This window comes from Rhizobium sp. F40D2 (genome assembly GCF_051810745.2).
Lineage (GTDB): Bacteria > Pseudomonadota > Alphaproteobacteria > Rhizobiales > Rhizobiaceae > Rhizobium.
This window is the reverse complement of sequence record NZ_CM131436.1, coordinates 2,554,461-2,572,324: the sequence shown is the minus strand read 5'-3', so window position 1 is coordinate 2,572,324 and position 17,864 is coordinate 2,554,461. Positions and strand designations below refer to the sequence as shown.

Sequence of the window (17,864 nt, the reverse complement as noted above, 5' to 3'; positions counted from 1 at the left end):
CTTGCGTTGTGTAGAGAGTCCAATGACCGAAATGATACGTCCCCGAGTGAAATATGTCATCGGCCCCGATGGCAGCCCCCTGACGATCGCGGATCTTCCGCCGCCCAATACGCGGCGCTGGGTGATCCGTCGGAAGGCAGAGGTTGTCGCGGCTGTTCGCGGTGGCCTGTTGAGCTTGGAAGAGGCCTGCGAGCGGTACACGCTCACCGTCGAAGAGTTCCTCTCCTGGCAATCGTCGATCAACAGCCACGGTCTCGCCGGCTTGCGCACCACGCGCATCCAGCAATATCGCCACTGATCGCACGCCATCAACGAGATTTATTTCGGGCCGGACGCATCTCCCATCAGGGAATGAAGAAGGCCCGAAATCATTGACGAGGCCGCGTAGCACCAGAGGCCGGGTTGCGGGAAGGCATCCACCAACCCCGTTGTCTTCGCCGCCGCAATGACGATCGCGACCAACAGCACGTCCATTATTGACCACTTGGACAGATGCGGCACGACGCGACGATAAAACAGGCTGCCGGTCCCGCCGCCGGCACCTGCCGCTTGCGCGGAGATCCCGATCAATTTCAGAAGCGGAAGCACGATCGAGACCAGTGCGACGATCGCCGCCAGCGACCCATCCCCGCCCTGCCAGAGCGGGACGACGATTTCGATGAGCGACGGATTCCGATCGAAGAAATACGGCGTCTCGAAACGGATCAGCGGCAGAATGAGGCCGAGCGCCAGGAGGAATGCCGCGGCCACGAGCAGGACGGGACGGATCATCGAAAGCGCCCTCATAGGCCGGAGCCTCACACCGACCCGACGTTTTTCATGAACACTCCGTCTCCTCAGGCAATTGCCTTGCCGGCTTGGCATGATCTCGTCGCCGTGTCACCGTCGCCGGCGACAATATCCCAATCCCGCAACGAGGAATAAAGATGGACATTCGAAACGAGGAAGGCGCTTCCGGCGGCCGTTATGCAACCGAGGTCGAAGGACATGAGGCCGAGATGACCTATTCGCGCACATCGGCGAAACTCGTCATCGTCGATCACACCGCCGTTCCCGATGCGCTGCGCGGCAAGGGCGTCGGCAAGGCATTGGCGCTGCATGCTGTGGAGGCCGCCCGCGCCGGCGGCTGGAAGATCATCCCGCTCTGCCCTTTCTTCAAAGCACAGGCGCAGCGGCATCCGGAATGGCACGATGTCGTGAACTGATCTTTCAAACGGCCGCGATTTCCAGCCGAGTTACATAGAGATGTAAAACGGCGAGACACCAAAAGCCACGTATGACGGACAGTGCGCCCGTCATACATGGCTTCTCAGTGGCGATCCCAGGGCGCCGCAACCGGCGCCCGCCGCTTTTTACGCCCTTGCGCGGGCGCTTATGTCACGTTCTTCCAGCGCCGTCGCCCTTGCATATTCCGCCTGCATCTCCTCGAGCGCCATTTCCAGCGACTCTTCCTGCATCTTCAGTTCCTTGATCGAAACCTGCAGGTTGTCGGCCCGCTGACGCGCGGCCTTGGCGAAGGTCGGATACGCAAAGTGATTCGGATCTGAGATTCCGGACTTCTTTTCCTCGACGACGATCTGGCTCTCCAGATCCTTCGTCATCCGTTCGAATTCGGACATCATCATCTGCAATTGCTGCAATTGACGTCGTTTTTCGGTCACCTGAAACTCTTTCAGGCGAACGAGACTCTCTCGCGACTTCATACGCATTACTCCCGTGATGCGAGACCCCGGCTCAACTTGAAACCGCCCTGCGCGCCGCTTTGACACGGTTTGCTAAAAAATTTCCCGCGATATTAACAAATACCTACCGCTGGTAACCTTTCGTTTACGGGCATCGTTAATGATAGGCCCGATGATTTAAGGGTCGGTAAATGCCGCGGCATTAAGTTCGAACCTTTTCATTGGCGAGTCGGATGAATCATTTAGCGCATTTTCCTAATGTTGAAGATGAAGAGCGCCATTTTGAGATTCCTATTGGAAAACAGAGAAATGGAAAAAATATTTAATAAATTCGATACTCCTTGCCAGAGTGAATTAGAATTTGTTAACCATTTCGTGGCAGCTTCCAAATCACGTAGCGTGTTCGGTATCGTGTAGGGGGCCAGACCACCTTTCGGCGGCGGTAAAGGGGATAATTATGCGGGTACTTCTCATCGAGGATGATAGCGCGACGGCGCAGAGCATCGAGTTGATGCTGAAATCAGAAAGCTTTAATGTTTATACCACCGATCTCGGTGAAGAAGGCGTCGATCTGGGCAAGCTGTATGATTATGATATCATTCTGCTCGATCTGAACCTGCCCGACATGTCCGGATATGAAGTGCTTCGCACGCTCCGGCTGTCCAAGGTCAAGACACCGATTCTCATTCTGTCTGGTATGGCCGGCATCGAAGACAAGGTTCGCGGCCTCGGCTTCGGCGCTGACGACTACATGACCAAGCCGTTCCACAAGGACGAGCTCGTCGCTCGCATCCACGCCATTGTCCGCCGCTCCAAGGGCCACGCCCAGTCGGTCATCATGACCGGCGAACTGATCGTCAACCTCGATGCCAAGACTGTCGAAGTCGGTGGCCAGCGCGTACACCTGACGGGCAAGGAATACCAGATGCTGGAGCTGCTTTCGCTCCGCAAGGGCACCACCCTCACCAAGGAAATGTTCCTGAACCACCTTTACGGCGGTATGGACGAGCCGGAACTGAAGATCATCGACGTCTTCATCTGCAAGCTCCGCAAGAAGCTCGCCAACGCTGCCGGCGGTGCCAACTACATCGAGACCGTCTGGGGCCGCGGCTACGTTCTGCGCGAGCCGGATGGTGCCGAATACGCCGAAACCGCCTGATTTTCCGGTCCCCCTTATCGGATAACGAAGATCCCGCCCCTCCGGCGGGATTTTTCGTTTCTCCCTGGCAAGAAGAAGTCGCCTTGATAAGAAGGTCTGAGGGCTGAATAAGCGGTCGAACCTTCTCCGTTTCGATCAAGAAAACGGAGAACCGGCGGCCGAACGTGCTTGCGCGTTCGGCGAGGCTGCATGGGAAGGAGACTTGCTGTTAGGCAGCGATGGCGCGGTTTCCGAATACGGCGGTCAGGATCTTGCGGTCGAACGGCTTCAGCAGAAAGTCGGTGGCGCCGGCCCGTTTGCCCGCCATCAGTTTCTTCAGATCCGCCTCAACGACGCAGTAATAGATCTTGACCTCTTTGCCGGCGTCCATGGCGCGGATGGCGGCGATGAGGTCGAGGGCGCCTTCCATGCCGGAATCGACGATCAGATATTCCGGCAGCTCCGTCTGGCAGCGCTGCAGCGCCTCGCCGGCGTTGGAGGCCTCGCTTACGAGAAAATCGAGTTCGGAGAGAATGCGCTTGCCGACCTTGCGGACGATATCCGAATTATCGGTGATCATGAACCTTTGCATGGGCGCTCCTTTTCCCCTCGCATTCGTCGCAGCAAGAGGCCTCTTACAACCCTGGAGGATAGGTCGATCAGGCTAAGGAATCGTTACCGGACGGGCGCAAACACCCGTCCCAGCTTGAAATCAGGCCGTCGCCGCGGCCACCGCCGTGAACACCAATTCTTCGGCGCTGGCGCTGTGATCAAGCGTCATTCCGCACTCCTGCGCCAGAAGCACAGTGTAATAGGGCTGTATCGAATGCGCATCGATTGCCTCCTCGATCGTGCCGGTCGAGATCTCGACGAATTTCGGCGGCAGGCGCATCAGCTTGCCTTTGGCCGTGAGCTTGAACCTGGCATCGAACTCGGGGTTCTCCAGCGTTACCTCGAGCACGCCGCCGCGCGGAATTGCCGAATAGGCAACGAGAAACAGGTTGAGCAACAGCTTGACGCGATTCTTGGCGACGATGGCGCGCGGCCCGCTCCAGATCACCTCGGTCTTTTTCTCGGCGACGGCGAAATCCTTGGCTGCACGCTCGGCCTCGCCGGTATCGATCGAAGCACCGACAGAACCCGAAGCACCGAAGGCGAGGCGTGCGAATTTCAATCGGACGGAAGCGTTGAGCGCGCTGGTGCGGATCAGGTCCATCGCATCGGCGTCGGCACCCCCTCATCCAGGAGTTCCAGCCCGTTATTGATCGCACCGACCGGTGAGATGACATCGTGGCAAACGCGGCTGCAAAGAAGCGCGGCCAGATCCGGGCCGGACAAGGTGAGATTGGGGTTCTTGGACATCATCGTCTCCTGAGGGGCGGCAATTTCATCGCGCCCGGGAATATGCTTCATCAAAATTGCGCGAAGTTTGCGATCGTACTCGGTGCCATAATGACACCATATTTGGTAAACCGATTGTTAAGATCATCGGCGCAAAATGCACCAATCGCCGCGAGCGGTTGCCCGCTCCCAGCCAAACGACGAACGGATGACACCATGCGCCCTCGATTTCCGCAACGATTCATCGGCTTCTGCAGGTTGCTTTCGGCCCTCGTCTTTTCCTTGCTGATGGTCGCCGGACCTGCCTCCGCCCAGGACAACGGCCAGTACACGATGCAGGAAATCGTCGATGCCGGCCACTCCTTCTTCGGCTCCGCCAGCGGCGGACTTGCCAAAGTCGTCGAGAGTGCCTTCCAGAAATACGGTCTCCCGAATGGCTACATTCTCGGACAGGAAGGCGGCGGCGCCTTCATCGCCGGCCTTACCTACGGCGAAGGTCAGCTGAACACCAAGAACGCCGGCGAACATAGTCTCTACTGGCAGGGCCCCTCGCTCGGCCTCGACTACGGCGGTCAGGGCTCACGCGTGATGATGCTGGTTTACGACCTGCCCTCGGTCAACAGCATCTATGCCCGCTTCGGCGGCGTCAGTGGCTCGGCCTATGTGATCGCCGGCTTCGGCATGACGCTGCTCAAGAACAATGACGTGCTGGTCGTGCCCATCCGTACCGGCGTCGGCGCCCGCCTGGGTATAAATGTCGGCTATCTCAAGATCACGCAGGCTCCGACCTGGAATCCCTTCTGAGACCGTAAAGCAGCAGGAAAGCGCCGCCGTCCGCATCGGCGGCCTTGCCCATATGCGTCATGCGTGCTTAATCATCGCGGCTGACCTCTTATCAACCTTCGAATCGATGGCCGCGCCGTGATCGAATATGCTCTCTTGTTCGGATTGGGCTTCCTGACCGCGGCCTTCCTCGTCTTTCTGGTCTCGCCCGCCGTTCACCGCCGTATCGTCTGGTATACAGAGAACCGCCTGAAGGCGACCATGCCGCTCAGCCCGCAGGAGGTTCGCGCCCAGAAGGATATGGTTCGCGCGCTCTATGCCGCCGAAAACGCCCGGACCACCCAGGATCTGCTCCGTGAGCGCGAGAAATCTTTGTCACTTCAGCTTCGCCACGACGCGCTCGCCCTCAATGCCGGCAGGCTTGCCGCCGAAATCGGAGAATTGCAAGCCCAGATTGGCGAGATGCATGTCGAGGCCGCCGAGCAGCGCTCGCGTCTGCGCAAGGATGAGAATTATATCAGCCAATTGAAGACCAGTCTGCATATTGCCGAACAGTCCGCGGCCAACAAGGAGAGCGAACTGGCGACGATGCGGACGCGGCTAAGCAAACTCGGTGAACAGACCGATGGGCTGAGGATCGATCTGGCCGCACGAGAAACCGAGGCGGAGAGCCTGAAATTCCGCGCCAACACGCTGCGCGACGAACGAGACACGTTACGCCAGGACGTCAACCTGCTGCAGAAGCGTGCCAGGGATGCCGAACAGAAACTGACGCAGCAGCAGCACATGGTGATCCGCCTGGAGGACAAGGCCGCGCGCGACAGCGCTTCCGCCGCCGAAAAGGAAGCCCTGGTCGCTCGCCGCCAGCAGGAGATCGCCAAGCTGAAGGAGCAGTTGAAGGCCGCCAATGCCGAGATCCGCAAGGTCAATCGCTTGCTGCGCGACGCCGGCCTTGCCGGGATGGCCGCGGAGCTGCCGGCGGAATTGACGGCTGAAGACCCCGCAACATCCACGCCCGACACTGCCGTTGTCACGGCTGAGATCGGCGAGGATGTCCGCAAGCGCAGCGCCGCTCTTGCCGAGCGCCTGCAGAAGGCAAAGACCGTGACCGGACGCGATGGCGCGATTCGAGAGGAAATTGCCTCGATCGCCGCCAACATGGTGGCGCTGACCGCACTCAATGAGGGCCCCTCCTCGCCGATCCGCGCACTTCTGCCGGATGCGGCGGAAAAGACCCCCAGTGATCGCGTCAGCCTTGCCGACCGGGCCGCCGCCATCATCGCCGATCCCCAGCGCTAATGCATGCCGCCCGGAGTTTGCTGCGGTTCCGGGATAACAACATGCACAAAAACAAGGGGACTGAAGCGCGTCGCGCGATTCAGCTTCGACGCGACGCGCCTTAGGATCGCAATTTAGATCCGACCCATCGCCGACGCCATGGAAAACAGAGCGATACCGGTTGCCGTCGCGGCGTTGAGGCTGTCTAGATCCTCCGACTGTGGGATGCGCGCGCTCTGGAAGCGCGCCAGCAGCGCCTGCGGCAACCCCTCCCCCTCGGTGCCGATGACGAGCGCCATTCGTGCGGAGGCGGGAATGGCGCGGATATCCGTTTTGCCGTGCGGCGAAAGCGACCAGATGGCAAAGCCGCGTTCGGCAAGTGAAAGCAGCACGTCCAGCGCCTTGCCGCCGCGCCAATGCGGAACGCTCAGCACCGAACCGACCGAGACACGCAGCGCCTTGCGGTAGAGCGGATCACAGCAGGTTTCGTCGAGCAGCACCGCATCCGCCCGGAAGGCGGCCGCATTGCGGAACATCGAACCGGCATTGTCATGATTGGAAATGCCGCAGCCGACGAGCACCAGCGCCCGTTCCGGCAGCGCCTCGAGAAGGGCCGCCTCTCCGCGATCCTCCCGCCGGCCGAGCGCCAGAACGCCGCGATGCAGATGGAATCCGACGACGCCGTCAAGCACATCGGCCTCGGCGACATAGACTGGCACATCGGCCGGCAACCGCTCGAGGATCGGCAGAACGCCGTCGACGCGGTTGCGCAGCAGCAGGATCTTCTCGGCGACAAAGCCGCGGTCCTGCGCATGCGCCTCGGCGAGCATGCGCAGCACGACTGTGCCTTCGGCGATGAAGCGGTTTTCCCGGCCCGTCAGGTCGCGCTCGCGGATATTGCGGAATTCGGCGATGCGCGGATCGTCGGCGCTATCGATGGCGATCGGGACGACGGCCATGCCCGCCTCAATTGCCCGCGACGCTGACATCGGCGACGGTGCGGCCGGTCCTGAGGTCGAAGACCAGCGCCTTGCTCTTGCCCTCGGCCGTTTCGCCGTAAAACAGGATCTGCCCTGCCGAAAACGAGGTGGACCGCACCTTGAAGCCGAGCGGCAGGGAAACCGTCGCCGCAAGCGGCGCATCCGAGGGCACGCCGGCGGCGGAAACGGTCACCGCCGTCTCCTTCGGTTCGCTGTGCATCGTCTTGTAGACAACCGCGCCGAAGACCGCCATAAGGCTCACGAACATGATGGCGCCGGAAACGATCTGCAGGCGGACCATCTTGCGCCGGACACTTTCCATCGCCGGATCAAGGGGCTTCTCTTCCTGGTCATCTGGCTCGATTGCTGTCATCTGTGCGTCCCGTTCTAAGAAAATGCGTCGGAGAAGAAGCGTCTTGAGCGACCCCTTTAAACAAGCAGCCGGCAATAGAAAAGTCCTGACCGCCGATGAAACTGCGGAAGGCCGGCTCGACGCCTGGCTGACGGCGCAGGTCGGCGAGGAATTTTCGCGCAGCCGCATCAAGGCGCTGATCAAGGATGGCCAGGTTTTTCTGCGCGGCGAGCCCGTCACCGATCCACAGCGCAAGGTGCGCAACGGCGATAGTTTCGAGATCACCCTGCCCGAGCCGGAAGACCCGACGCCGCTGGGCGAGGATATCCCGCTCGATATCCTCCATGAGGATGAAGACCTCATCGTCATCTCCAAGCCTTCCGGTCTCGTCGTCCATCCCGGCTCCGGCAACTGGACGGGGACGCTGGTCAACGCGCTGATCCATCACTGCGGCGATACGCTGTCCGGCATCGGCGGCGTGCGTCGTCCGGGCATCGTCCACCGGCTCGACAAGGACACGACAGGGGTCATGGTCGTCGCCAAGAACGACATTGCCCATCGCCACCTCTCGCTCCAGTTTGCCGATCATGGCCGCACCATGCCGCTGGAGCGGGCCTATCAGGCGGTCGTCTGGGGCCGGCCCCGCTCACTGACGGGCACGGTCGACGCGCCGCTCGGCCGCGCCACCGGCGATCGCACGCGCCGCGCCGTCAAGCGCCCCGACAGTCATGACGCCGACGAGGCGATCACCCATTATGAGGTGATCGAGCGCTTCCAAGAGAACCCGGACGCGACGGCGCTTGCTTCGCTGGTCGAGTGCCACCTCGAAACCGGCCGTACCCACCAGATCCGTGTGCATATGGCCCATATCGGCCATCCGCTGCTCGGCGACACGGTTTATGGCGCCGGCTTCAAGACCAAGGCCAACCGCCTGCCCGAGGAAATCCGCAAGGTCGTCAACGGTTTTAACCGCCAGGCGCTGCATGCTTTCATGTTGCAGTTTGAGCATCCCCGCACCGGCGAAATCATGCATTTCGAAGTGCCGCTACCGGATGATATGGTGGAACTGGTCGAGGCATTGCGAGGATAGAGGCGTCGTCTCCGCCCCTCTCACAGCTGCGTGAGCGGCATCTTGAACCGCTGTTTCGCCACACTTATCTGTATATTGACTTAGTGCGGGCTCGCAGTAGAGCCGCACGTCCCGGTTTGCCATTTTTAACGCGAGGACGCGTTTCCAACGGGAACTGGAATTCACTTTAGGAGGGTGCACTATGGCCCGAAATACCTTGCCGTCCATTACCGCCGGCGAAGCCGGTCTCAATCGTTACCTCGACGAAATCCGCAAGTTCCCGATGCTCGAGCCGCAGCAGGAATACATGCTCGCCAAGCGTTATGCCGAGCATGGCGATCGCGACGCCGCCCACAAGCTCGTCACCAGCCATCTTCGCCTCGTCGCGAAGATCGCAATGGGTTATCGCGGCTATGGCCTGCCGATCGGCGAAGTCGTGTCCGAGGGCAATGTCGGCCTGATGCAGGCCGTCAAGAAGTTCGATGCCGAGCGCGGCTTCCGCCTTGCCACCTACGCCATGTGGTGGATCAAAGCCTCGATCCAGGAATATATTCTGCGTTCGTGGTCGCTCGTGAAAATGGGCACGACCGCCAACCAGAAGCGCCTGTTCTTCAACCTGCGCCGGCTGAAAGGGCGTATCCAGGCGATCGATGACGGCGACCTGAAGCCTGAGCACGTCTCCGAAATCGCCACCAAGCTGAAAGTCTCGGAGGAGGAGGTCATTTCGATGAACCGCCGCCTGTCCGGGGACGCCTCGCTGAACGCGCCGATCAAGGCAGCCGAAGGCGACAGCGGCCAATGGCAGGATTGGCTGGTGGACGACCATGACAGCCAGGAAGACGTGCTGATCGAACAGGACGAGCTCGACACCCGCCGGCGCATGCTGGCGAAAGCGATGAGCGTGCTGAACGAGCGCGAACGCCGTATCTTCGAGGCTCGCCGCCTCGCCGAGGATCCGGTGACGCTAGAAGACCTGTCGACAGAGTTCGACATCAGCCGCGAACGCGTCCGCCAAATCGAGGTTCGCGCTTTCGAAAAGGTGCAGGACGCTGTCCGCAAGGAAGCCCAGGAACGCGCCAAGGCCGTCCGCGTCGTCGAAGCAACAGCATAAACCTAGCTCGTGTGAAAATTGAAAAGGCGGGTCCTTGCGGCCCGCCTTTCTGTTTCTTTCCTCTTCGCAACCTCGACACCCCGTCAAAGGTCGAGAGTGCGAATTACGGCCAGTCGTCACTGGCTCGTCGACACGTCCCCGAGCGCGGTCCATTCCTTGATGGCGGTATTGAAGGCATCCGTTCCCGTATTGCCCTTTTCCATCGTCAGCAGCGCGCGGCGGCCGTTGCGGTAGGTGACGGGGATATCGATCCAGCTTCGGGTCGACATCAGGTCGAGATTGGCCTTGCGCGCATCGGGATAGTCGTTGAGCGCGATCATGTGGAAATCGTCGGTGATCTTGGCCGGAACCGCGATCAGCGCGTCGCCGCGGTCCTGCTCGGTACGCTTCATCGAGATGCGCTGGACGCTGTCGATGCTGCCGCCTTCGAAATTCGGCGGCAGCGAGAAGACGATCTCGACGAGATGGCTTGCCGGCAGCGACGGATCGGAATTGCGTTTGAAGGTAACAAGAGCCGAGAGATTGCGCTCCGGCACGGTGACGTTGCCCTGCACCGTCGCCTCCTGCCGGCCGTCCTGGCCGGCCTCGTGCTGCACGCTCCAGACCACCGACCCTTCGATCGCCGTCGGGGAGCTTTGGCCGATGCGCTCCTCATAGAGGAACATCTTTTGCGACGAGCCGACGGGAGCGGTTTGCTGCGGCGATGCTGCCGGGCCGTTCGGAGTCGGCGTTTCGGCCGGTGCGACATCGCCCTGCGCGGTCGCCGGCGGCGGCGTGTCCGCTGCCGCGACATTCTGCTCGGCGACCGACTTTCCTTCCGCGGTCGGCGTTCCCGGCACCGTCGCCGGTCCGCTGTCGACCTCGGTCCCATCGGTCAGCAGCCGCTGGGTGAATTTCGAATTGGCCGCGGCGCCGTCATTGTTCATTGACGCCACCTGCGGGTTCTGGTTCGGCTGAGCCGGCGCCGCTGGCGTATTCTGCGCGCCCGGCGTGGTCGGCTGGGCCGGCGTCGTCGCGTTCGGCTCGGCAGGCGCTGCTGAGCCGGCAGGCGGTGTCGCCGCCTCGTTCCTGGTGGCCTGCGACGGTGCCGAACTGACGAGCCCGTCGACCATGGCCACCAGCGCCTCTCTGTTCATCCAGCCGGCATAAGCGCCGCCGCCGATCAAGAGAAGCGCGAAGATGAGAGTGATCACGGTGCCGATGCCGAAGCGGCGACGCTTCGGCTCCATCCGGAAACTCTTGCCCTGCAGCTTGGAAGCGACCATCTGGTCGATATCCATCGCCGGATTGGTGTCATCGTCGTCGGCCGCGACAGAGCCGCGGCGGTCGTAGCCGCGCAGCGCCTTCGCCTCGCGCCAGTCCTCGCTCGGCGCGCCGCCGGCGGCCGCCGGCTTGCCGTTGTGCACTTCCGCGAAGATATCGACATCGTCGAAATGCGAGGCGACCGGCGCCGCCTTCTTGTTGCTGTCTGCCTCGATCGGCGGCAGATCGTCGAAGACTGCGGTCTCCCAGGAGAAACTTTCCTTGGCCGCCGGCATAACTGCCGCGGGTGCCACTTTTTCGAGGCTCGATATCACCTCCTCGAAGGCGCGCGCCGAGGTATCCGGGGTGACCGGCGCCGTCTGCGAATACTGCCGGAGTTCCTCTTCTGCCCATTCGGTCTCCGCATCCTTCGGCGCCGGAGCCGGCGTCTCGGCGGCGGGCTCGGTCCAGACGGGATCGAAATGGGCAGCCGCGTCAGCCTGCAGCGGCTCCTCGCGGCTGTGCTCGACGAATTCCTGCGGGCGAGCAAAATCAGCGACCGGCTCCACCAGCCGGTTGGATGCATGCTCTATGCCACGTGTGATCGACTCGAGCGGCGCGACGGGTTCGTAAGCCTCCACGGCTTCCGCGCTTTCCACCGCCGCGGGTTCGGGCGCGGTCCCTTCCGTGGGATGCTGCTCGTCAGCATGATATTCGTCGGCTTCTTCGTTGCGATGCCCGGCAGGCGTCTCCCAGCGCTCGTCATCTGCGGGCCAAGCCTCGGCAGCGATGTCGCGTCGCTCGCCTGAATGCCATTCCTCGGCCGGCCCTTCCTCTTCATGCGAGGGATGCCAGTATGTTTCGGCAGGAGCCGGTGTCTCTGCCTGCGCGGGAGCGGTGGCTTCGGCCGCAACGGCCGTGGGGAGGCTGAGTGCTTCCTCGGAGAGAGGTTCCTCGTCCGCGAGCTCCTCCTGGGGCTCCTGCGGCGCGGCACCTTCTACGTGATCCGGCACGGCGGCGGCCTCAACCGCCTGCGGTTCCGCAGAGGCTTCGTAGACCGGCTCCTCGACGGTCGTCTCCGGTGCGGGCGCCGGTTCGGCTTCGTCGTGAACCGCTTGTTCTTCGGCGAATTCCGGCGCGACGGCGGCGGCAACCGGCTCATCGAGCGGCAGCGCCTCGCCGTGTTCGCCTTCCACTTCGCGGATGGCGGCCTCGAGCTTTTCGAGCTGGCGTTGCAGCATGGCTTCCGGCGGACGCGGCTTCATGTTCTCGAGCTGCCGCTGCACTGCGCCGCGGGCACGTTCGTAGACCTTTACCCGCATCTCAGGGGTATTTTCGGCCAGGCCGTCGACGGCCCGCCGAATAACTGCAATAAAATCCGCCATCAGTACTTTCTCAAGAAGTCCGGCACCCTACCGAACCATCCTCCACAGTGACCCGTGAGCTTAATCCTCAAACGGATCGGTCACAAGTATCGTGTCATCCCGCTCCGGGCTGGTGGAAAGGAGCGCGACAGGCGCGCCGATCAGCTCTTCGACCTGGCGAACATATTTGATCGCCTGTGCCGGCAGGTCCGCCCAACTGCGGGCGCCGACGGTCGATTCCTTCCACCCTTCCAGCGTGATATAAACCGGTTCGACCCTAGCTTGCGCTCCCTGGCTTGCGGGAAGATGATCAATCTGTTCGCCGTCGAGCATGTAACCGACGCAGATCTTCAATTCCTCAAGGCCATCGAGCACGTCGAGCTTGGTAAGCGCGATACCCGTGATGCCGTTGGTGGCGATCGATTGACGCACGAGTGCGGCGTCGAACCAGCCGCAGCGCCGCTTGCGCCCGGTCACCACGCCGAATTCATGGCCTTTTTCGCCAAGGAATTCGCCGATCGCATCCTTCAGCTCCGTCGGGAACGGGCCTTCGCCGACACGCGTCGTATAGGCCTTGGTGATGCCGAGGATATAACCGAGCGAGCCCGGCCCCATGCCGGAACCGGCCGCGGCCTGGCCGGCCACGGTGTTCGACGAGGTCACGAACGGATAGGTGCCGTGGTCGATGTCGAGCAGGCTGCCCTGCGCACCTTCGAAAAGGATGCGGGAGCCCTTGCGGCGCTCCTTGTCGAGGAAGAGCCAGACGGTGTCACGGAACGGCAGCACCCGATCGGCGATCGAGGTCAGTTCGTCCATGATCGTCTGATGGCTGACTTCAGCGACACCGAGGCCGCGGCGAAGCGCATTGTGATGTGTGAGAATGCGGTCGACCTTGCCGGCAAGGCTGTCGAGATCGGCCAGATCCATCACCCGGATGGCGCGGCGGCCGACCTTGTCTTCATAGGCAGGGCCGATGCCGCGGCGTGTCGTGCCGATCTTGGTGCCGCTGTTCGACGCCGCATCCTCGCGCATCGCGTCGAGTTCGCGGTGCAGCGACAGAATGAGCGTCGCATTGTCGGCGATCTGCAGATTGTCAGGCGTCACTGTCACGCCCTGGGCCTCAAGCCGACCGATCTCGGCGATCAGCGCATGCGGGTCGACGACGACGCCGTTGCCGATTACCGCCATTTTGCCCGGACGGACGACGCCGGAGGGCAGCAGCGACAGCTTGTAGCTGGTGCCGTCGATGACGAGCGTATGTCCGGCATTATGTCCGCCCTGATAGCGCACAACGATATCCGCGCGCTCCGAAAGCCAGTCGACAATCTTGCCCTTGCCTTCGTCACCCCATTGCGAACCGACCACGACTACGTTCGTCATCCAACTCTTCCTGTTACCGGCGGAAAACCGCGCACCTGCTCAAACCCGCGCATCTATAAAGCTTTGTTTTTGGGAAAGCGACCCTGTTGTCACAGTAGATTGGGCTTTTTACGTGACAAAACAGCAGCCGGCAGGCTATTGCCCGTCACAAAACGCCGCTTGGCGATCGCGGAAAGACGGGAAGAACGCTCTTGCAAGCCACGGCCTACATCTGCCTCATTATCGCCACCCTCTGCTGGGGCGGCAACTCCGTCGCCGGCAAGCTCGCAGTCGGGCATATCAGCCCGATGATGCTGACCTTCCTGCGCTGGTTCATCGCCGTGGCGCTGATCGCCCTGATCTCGGTGCCGCAACTCAAGAGGGACTGGCCGGTGGCCAGGAAGAACCTGCCGCTGCTGTTCTTCTACGGCGTCATCGGCTACACGCTCTTCAACGCCATGCTTTATTCAGCCGTGCAATATACGACGGCGATCAATGTCGCCATAGAGCAGGCAGGCATCCCAATGCTGATCTTCGTGTTGAATTTCTTGTTCTTCCGCACCGGCATCTCGCTGGCGCAATGTCTCGGCTTCGGCATGACGCTGATCGGCGTCGCATTGACCGCTGCTCACGGCGACCTGGCAACTCTGCTGCAACTAAGCCTCAACCGCGGCGACGGGCTGATGCTGATCGCCATTGCCGCCTATTCGGTCTACACCATCTTCCTGCGCTGGAAGCCGCCCGTCGACTGGCGCACGCTGATGGCATTCCCCGCGCTCGGCGCCATGCTGACCTCGGTGCCGCTGCTCCTTTGGGAAGCCGGCCAGGGTGCTGCGCTATGGCCGGATCAGGCCGGCTGGGTCATTACTTTCTACACGGCGACATTCCCATCGCTACTGGCGCAGATCCTATATATCAAGGGTGTCGAGGCGATCGGCGCAAATCGCGCCGGCTTGTTCATCAATCTCGTACCGGTGTTCGGAACTTTGCTCTCCGTCGCCCTGATCGGCGAGAGGCTGCAGTCCTTCCATATGGCCGCGCTGGCACTGACCTTGGGCGGCATCGCGATTGCCGAAAAAGGCCGGCCGAAAGCTTCGGCTCCGACCGTTCCGGCCTCACCTGTGGATTAACCAAGCTCCAGCGTCGTCACGCCGAAGACGTGCTTCAGCGGAGTGGCCGGCGCCGGTCCGCGATACATGCGCGTCGTCTCGAACACCGGTCGAAGGCCGAGGCCCTCGGCAAGTGCCACCGCCTCATGGTTCTCCGCGGGGATATCGATGAAAACAGCAGCCCCTTTCGCTTCGGGGATCAATTCGGCAAGCAGCGCTGCGGCGCTGTCGGCATCGTTGGCAAAGAGCGGCCCGATCTTGTAACCCTCGTAGCAGCGGCGGATCGTGCCGTAACCGCGGATCTTGCCACTCTTGCGCACCACAGCCGAGCGACGGCCCTTGCGGCCGGTGCACCAGGCAGCAAGGAAGGCATCCCGCGGCTGCGGAAAGATCGCCGAATCAAAACGCTGCAGGCCTTCGAGACGCGAATCCATGACCGGGTGCGCGGCAAGCGCCGAGACAGGCAAGGTGGTGGCGACGCCGCCGTAGCGAATGGTGGAATAGGCTGGTTCGAAGCCGGCCTTGCGGTAGTTGTCCCGCTGTGCGGCGACGCCGTCGAGGCCGATAGTGCGGTCCCCCGCACTGGCAATGCCCGTCTCCCAGATCGCCTTGCCGTAACCCTTGCCCCGAAAATCGGGATGAACGATGTAGAGGCCCAGGAAGGCGAAACTCTCGCCGTATTTGACGACCGAAATCGAGCCGACGGGGACTTCACCGATGGCGCCGACGAAAAATCCCGACGGATCAGCCTCGAGGAATGCAAGCAAATCATCGAGGCCCGGGTTCCAGCCCTCCTGACGCGCCCATTCGAGCACGAGTTCCAGTTCGCCGGGCCGCATCGAACGAACTGCAAATTCCGAATTCATGCGACTTTCCCAGATTGAATGTCCCGCAAGTCCATCCCGGCAACGGCAAAGCAATTGTCAGGTCCCCAGTTCACCGATTGCAGCTGCGAATGATGGAAAGTCGCGCTCATGATCTTGACCACGCGTATAATCATTTTTCGATGCAATGCAGAAAGCTTGGTTTCCGCATTAGCATGAAACAATGGCGATGCAAGCTCAAGAAAATTACTTGCGCCAATTATCTTCCCGCGACCGCGAAAGCCTGCCAGCTGCCCCCACTGATGGATCACCGGGCCGTTCCGCCCATCGCCATATTCTGCCTTTCGATCCCGCTCGCCATGGGTGAGAAAAGACGAGCCGTCTCGGCCGCCGGTGCGGGATAACCAAACGCGTAACCCTGCAGGCCATCGCAGCCGAGCTGCGCCAGCACGACGGCGTGCGCCTCGGTCTCGATGCCCTCGGCGATCACCTCGACATCGAGCGCCTTGGCGATTTCCACGATCGAACCCACCACGCGCCGCTGCTCGGCGGAACTGACGACTTCGGCGATGAGCTGCCGGTCGATCTTCAGCCGCTTCGGCCGCAGCTTGACGAGACCGATGAGCGAGGCATGGCCGGATCCGAAATCATCGATCTCGATGTCGATGCCCAACTGTTTGATATCGCCGATATGGTCGAGCAGTTTTTCGTCGCTGTCGTCGAGAAAAATCGTCTCGACCAGTTCGAAGACGATCACGCCGGGCGGAATGTCGAGTTTCCTCAGCTTGCCGAGCAACGTCGGATCGGCAAGGCGCGACGCCGAGATGTTGACGGCGATGCGCGGAACCGCAAGGCCCTGCACCAGCCAGAACAGCCGGTCTTCAAGAACGTTTTTGAGGATCGCCGCATCGATCTCCGCCGCAAGCCCGTGCTCGTCGGCGATCTTCAGGAATATCCCCGGGGCGAGCACGCCCTTCGCCGGGTGTTTCCAGCGGGCCAAGGCCTCGAAGCCGATGACTTGCCGCGTCTTGGCATCGACCTGCACCTGATAATAGGGAACGATCTCGCCGCGCTCCAGCCCGAGCTTCAGCTCTTCGGCGAGGCGACGCTTGGCACGCAGATCCTCCTGCAATTGCCGCGTGAAGAATTCGACGCGGTTGCGCCCGAGCTTCTTGGCCTGGTAGAGCGCTAGATCGGATTCGGCAAGCAGGTTGCGCGCCCGCCGATCGCCGCTCCAGGAAACGCCGATCGAGGCGCCGGATTGCAGCATCTCCTGACCGAAGCGGATCTTCTTCCGCAGCCGGCGCTGAAGGTCGTCAGCAATCAGCTTCAATTCGGCGAGATCGCTGAAATTGACCAGTACGATGACGAATTCGTCGCCGCCGACGCGGGCGACCATGCCATCTGCGGGAATGGCGGCAGTGATGCGAAGGGCTGCGGCCCTCAGAACCGCGTCGCCTGCGGCATGACCATGGCTGTCGTTGATCTGCTTGAACTGGTCGAGGTCGAGATGCAGGACGCTAAGCGTCGTGATATTCCTGTCGGCCGGCAGCTCCGCGAGCCGCTTGTCGAGAAGGCGCCGGTTCGGCAGGCCGGTGAGATAGTCGTGATCGGCGACATGCTCGATGCGCGCATTGCTTTCCTCGAGCGCCAGCGCTCTCGCCTCGGCCACCATCTTCTGGCCCGCGAGTTCAGCGTTGAGCAGGACGTCGGCGGTGACATCCCATTCGGCGCCGATGAAGGAGGGCAGCCCCTCCGCATCCACGTAGAAATGTGCGCGTGACCGCAGATGGCGAATCTCGCCGCTCGGCAGCACGATCCGAAATTGCGAATTATAAGCGCCCCGAGTGGCGATCGCCTGGTTGAAGTCGTGTTCGGCTTGCTCGCGGTCGTCGGGGTGAATCGCATTCGACCATAACCATGACGGCACTTCCCGGCATGTCTCGCCGGTCTCGTAGAGCCGGTGCATCTGCGCATCCCACAAGATCCCGCTCGTTGCGATACTGTGCTCCCAGACACCGATCCGGGATGCATCGAGAGCGAGTTCGAGCCGGCGCAGAAGATCCTGAAACTCTTGTTCGTATCGTGTGGGTCTATTTTCTGGCAACGCGGTCTTAGCCTTAGAAGCTTCCATCATTGCAATATCGTCTCAGGCCGGCATTAATGAAGCCTTGTTCCGATGGTCGAACTAGTCACTAGGTGAACTGTCCGTTACGATTTTCCCCTTTTGGA

18 protein-coding genes and 1 pseudogene are annotated in these 17,864 nt (G+C 61.5%); 8 read left to right on the top strand and 11 right to left on the bottom strand.

Annotation, left to right across the window (positions count from 1 at the left end):
• Positions 1-22 precede the first annotated feature (22 nt).
• Positions 23-298, top strand: coding sequence for a CtrA inhibitor SciP (gene sciP / locus ACS4RS_RS12275; RefSeq protein ID WP_007533628.1), 276 nt, complete (start codon positions 23-25; stop codon positions 296-298).
• A gap of 20 nt (positions 299-318) precedes the next feature.
• Here sciP and ACS4RS_RS12270 read toward each other — a convergent pair whose 3' ends face one another.
• Positions 319-864 (bottom strand): paraquat-inducible protein A, encoded by a 546-nt coding sequence (locus ACS4RS_RS12270; protein ID WP_439010748.1) that lies wholly within the window; start codon positions 862-864, stop codon positions 319-321.
• Positions 865-926: 62 nt separating this feature from the next.
• Between ACS4RS_RS12270 and ACS4RS_RS12265 the strand changes: the two genes are divergently transcribed.
• Positions 927-1,205: an N-acetyltransferase gene (locus tag ACS4RS_RS12265; RefSeq protein ID WP_439010749.1), complete on the top strand. Its 279-nt coding sequence runs from the start codon at positions 927-929 to the stop codon at positions 1,203-1,205.
• Positions 1,206-1,352: 147 nt separating this feature from the next.
• Here the strand turns inward: ACS4RS_RS12265 and ACS4RS_RS12260 are convergent, their stop codons facing one another.
• Positions 1,353-1,703: a flagellar export protein FliJ gene (locus ACS4RS_RS12260; RefSeq protein WP_439011843.1), complete on the bottom strand. Its 351-nt coding sequence runs from the start codon at positions 1,701-1,703 to the stop codon at positions 1,353-1,355.
• Positions 1,704-2,139: 436 nt separating this feature from the next.
• Between ACS4RS_RS12260 and ctrA the strand changes: the two genes are divergently transcribed.
• Positions 2,140-2,841, top strand: coding sequence for a response regulator transcription factor CtrA (gene ctrA / locus ACS4RS_RS12255; protein WP_003542362.1), 702 nt, complete (start codon positions 2,140-2,142; stop codon positions 2,839-2,841).
• 208 nt (positions 2,842-3,049) lie between these two features.
• Here the strand turns inward: ctrA and ACS4RS_RS12250 are convergent, their stop codons facing one another.
• Positions 3,050-3,412 carry a response regulator gene (locus ACS4RS_RS12250; protein WP_439010750.1) on the bottom strand — a complete coding sequence of 121 codons (363 nt, stop codon included), beginning with the start codon at positions 3,410-3,412 and terminating at the stop codon, positions 3,050-3,052.
• A 120-nt stretch (positions 3,413-3,532) separates the two neighbouring features.
• Positions 3,533-4,182, bottom strand: a pseudogene (gene chpT, locus ACS4RS_RS12245) (histidine phosphotransferase ChpT).
• A gap of 195 nt (positions 4,183-4,377) precedes the next feature.
• Here chpT and ACS4RS_RS12240 point away from each other — a divergent pair.
• Together ACS4RS_RS12240 and ACS4RS_RS12235 are read left to right on the top strand one after the other, a co-directional pair.
• Positions 4,378-4,965 carry a DUF1134 domain-containing protein gene (locus ACS4RS_RS12240; protein WP_439010751.1) on the top strand — a complete coding sequence of 196 codons (588 nt, stop codon included), beginning with the start codon at positions 4,378-4,380 and terminating at the stop codon, positions 4,963-4,965.
• A gap of 117 nt (positions 4,966-5,082) precedes the next feature.
• Positions 5,083-6,243, top strand: a complete 1,161-nt coding sequence (locus tag ACS4RS_RS12235) for a hypothetical protein (protein ID WP_439010752.1) — start codon at positions 5,083-5,085, stop codon at positions 6,241-6,243.
• 113 nt (positions 6,244-6,356) lie between these two features.
• Here ACS4RS_RS12235 and ACS4RS_RS12230 read toward each other — a convergent pair whose 3' ends face one another.
• Entirely contained in the window at positions 6,357-7,181 is an 825-nt protein-coding gene (locus ACS4RS_RS12230; protein ID WP_439010753.1) for a TrmH family RNA methyltransferase, read from the bottom strand.
• Positions 7,182-7,188: 7 nt separating this feature from the next.
• Positions 7,189-7,575 (bottom strand): hypothetical protein, encoded by a 387-nt coding sequence (locus ACS4RS_RS12225; RefSeq protein ID WP_439010754.1) that lies wholly within the window; start codon positions 7,573-7,575, stop codon positions 7,189-7,191.
• 43 nt (positions 7,576-7,618) lie between these two features.
• Here ACS4RS_RS12225 and ACS4RS_RS12220 point away from each other — a divergent pair, with 43 nt between their 5' ends.
• Complete coding sequence (locus tag ACS4RS_RS12220) at positions 7,619-8,644, top strand: RluA family pseudouridine synthase (protein ID WP_439010755.1); 1,026 nt, start codon at positions 7,619-7,621, stop codon at positions 8,642-8,644.
• 181 nt (positions 8,645-8,825) lie between these two features.
• The gene (rpoH, locus tag ACS4RS_RS12215; RefSeq protein WP_003566040.1) at positions 8,826-9,734 is read left to right on the top strand and encodes an RNA polymerase sigma factor RpoH; all 909 of its coding nucleotides are present in this window, start codon (positions 8,826-8,828) and stop codon (positions 9,732-9,734) included.
• A 116-nt stretch (positions 9,735-9,850) separates the two neighbouring features.
• Here rpoH and ACS4RS_RS12210 read toward each other — a convergent pair whose 3' ends face one another.
• Together ACS4RS_RS12210 and ACS4RS_RS12205 are read right to left on the bottom strand one after the other, a co-directional pair.
• Entirely contained in the window at positions 9,851-12,361 is a 2,511-nt protein-coding gene (locus ACS4RS_RS12210) for a hypothetical protein (protein ID WP_439010756.1), read from the bottom strand.
• 60 nt (positions 12,362-12,421) lie between these two features.
• Positions 12,422-13,720, bottom strand: coding sequence for an adenylosuccinate synthase (locus tag ACS4RS_RS12205; RefSeq protein WP_449313669.1), 1,299 nt, complete (start codon positions 13,718-13,720; stop codon positions 12,422-12,424).
• Between the two features lie 191 nt (positions 13,721-13,911).
• Between ACS4RS_RS12205 and ACS4RS_RS12200 the strand changes: the two genes are divergently transcribed.
• The gene (locus ACS4RS_RS12200) at positions 13,912-14,829 is read left to right on the top strand and encodes an EamA family transporter (RefSeq protein ID WP_439010757.1); all 918 of its coding nucleotides are present in this window, start codon (positions 13,912-13,914) and stop codon (positions 14,827-14,829) included.
• Here ACS4RS_RS12200 and ACS4RS_RS12195 read toward each other — a convergent pair.
• From ACS4RS_RS12195 to ACS4RS_RS12185, 3 genes are read right to left on the bottom strand one after another with little or no spacing between them, the layout of a single operon-like run.
• Complete coding sequence (locus ACS4RS_RS12195; protein WP_449313668.1) at positions 14,826-15,674, bottom strand: GNAT family N-acetyltransferase; 849 nt, start codon at positions 15,672-15,674, stop codon at positions 14,826-14,828. The genes ACS4RS_RS12200 and ACS4RS_RS12195 overlap by 4 nt on opposite strands.
• Positions 15,671-15,943, bottom strand: coding sequence for a hypothetical protein (locus tag ACS4RS_RS12190; RefSeq protein WP_449313667.1), 273 nt, complete (start codon positions 15,941-15,943; stop codon positions 15,671-15,673). The genes ACS4RS_RS12195 and ACS4RS_RS12190 overlap by 4 nt, the downstream gene beginning before the upstream one ends.
• The gene (locus tag ACS4RS_RS12185; protein ID WP_439011844.1) at positions 15,940-17,766 is read right to left on the bottom strand and encodes an EAL domain-containing protein; all 1,827 of its coding nucleotides are present in this window, start codon (positions 17,764-17,766) and stop codon (positions 15,940-15,942) included. The genes ACS4RS_RS12190 and ACS4RS_RS12185 overlap by 4 nt, the downstream gene beginning before the upstream one ends.
• Positions 17,767-17,864 lie beyond the last annotated feature (98 nt).

Excerpts from the sequence above, each read along its gene's own strand:
- sciP (WP_007533628.1), top strand. The coding sequence starts at position 23 with ATGACCGAAATGATACGTCCCCGAGTGAAATATGTCATCGGCCCCGAT.
- ACS4RS_RS12210 (WP_439010756.1), bottom strand. The coding sequence starts at position 12,361 with ATGGCGGATTTTATTGCAGTTATTCGGCGGGCCGTCGACGGCCTGGCC.
- ACS4RS_RS12260 (WP_439011843.1), bottom strand. The coding sequence starts at position 1,703 with ATGAAGTCGCGAGAGAGTCTCGTTCGCCTGAAAGAGTTTCAGGTGACC.
- ACS4RS_RS12195 (WP_449313668.1), bottom strand. The coding sequence starts at position 15,674 with ATGAATTCGGAATTTGCAGTTCGTTCGATGCGGCCCGGCGAACTGGAA.
- ACS4RS_RS12250 (WP_439010750.1), bottom strand. The coding sequence starts at position 3,412 with ATGCAAAGGTTCATGATCACCGATAATTCGGATATCGTCCGCAAGGTC.
- ACS4RS_RS12265 (WP_439010749.1), top strand. The coding sequence starts at position 927 with ATGGACATTCGAAACGAGGAAGGCGCTTCCGGCGGCCGTTATGCAACC.
- ACS4RS_RS12185 (WP_439011844.1), bottom strand. The coding sequence starts at position 17,766 with ATGGAAGCTTCTAAGGCTAAGACCGCGTTGCCAGAAAATAGACCCACA.
- ACS4RS_RS12225 (WP_439010754.1), bottom strand. The coding sequence starts at position 7,575 with ATGACAGCAATCGAGCCAGATGACCAGGAAGAGAAGCCCCTTGATCCG.
- ACS4RS_RS12205 (WP_449313669.1), bottom strand. The coding sequence starts at position 13,720 with ATGACGAACGTAGTCGTGGTCGGTTCGCAATGGGGTGACGAAGGCAAG.
- ACS4RS_RS12270 (WP_439010748.1), bottom strand. The coding sequence starts at position 864 with ATGCCAAGCCGGCAAGGCAATTGCCTGAGGAGACGGAGTGTTCATGAA.
- ACS4RS_RS12230 (WP_439010753.1), bottom strand. The coding sequence starts at position 7,181 with ATGGCCGTCGTCCCGATCGCCATCGATAGCGCCGACGATCCGCGCATC.
- ACS4RS_RS12240 (WP_439010751.1), top strand. The coding sequence starts at position 4,378 with ATGCGCCCTCGATTTCCGCAACGATTCATCGGCTTCTGCAGGTTGCTT.
- rpoH (WP_003566040.1), top strand. The coding sequence starts at position 8,826 with ATGGCCCGAAATACCTTGCCGTCCATTACCGCCGGCGAAGCCGGTCTC.
- ctrA (WP_003542362.1), top strand. The coding sequence starts at position 2,140 with ATGCGGGTACTTCTCATCGAGGATGATAGCGCGACGGCGCAGAGCATC.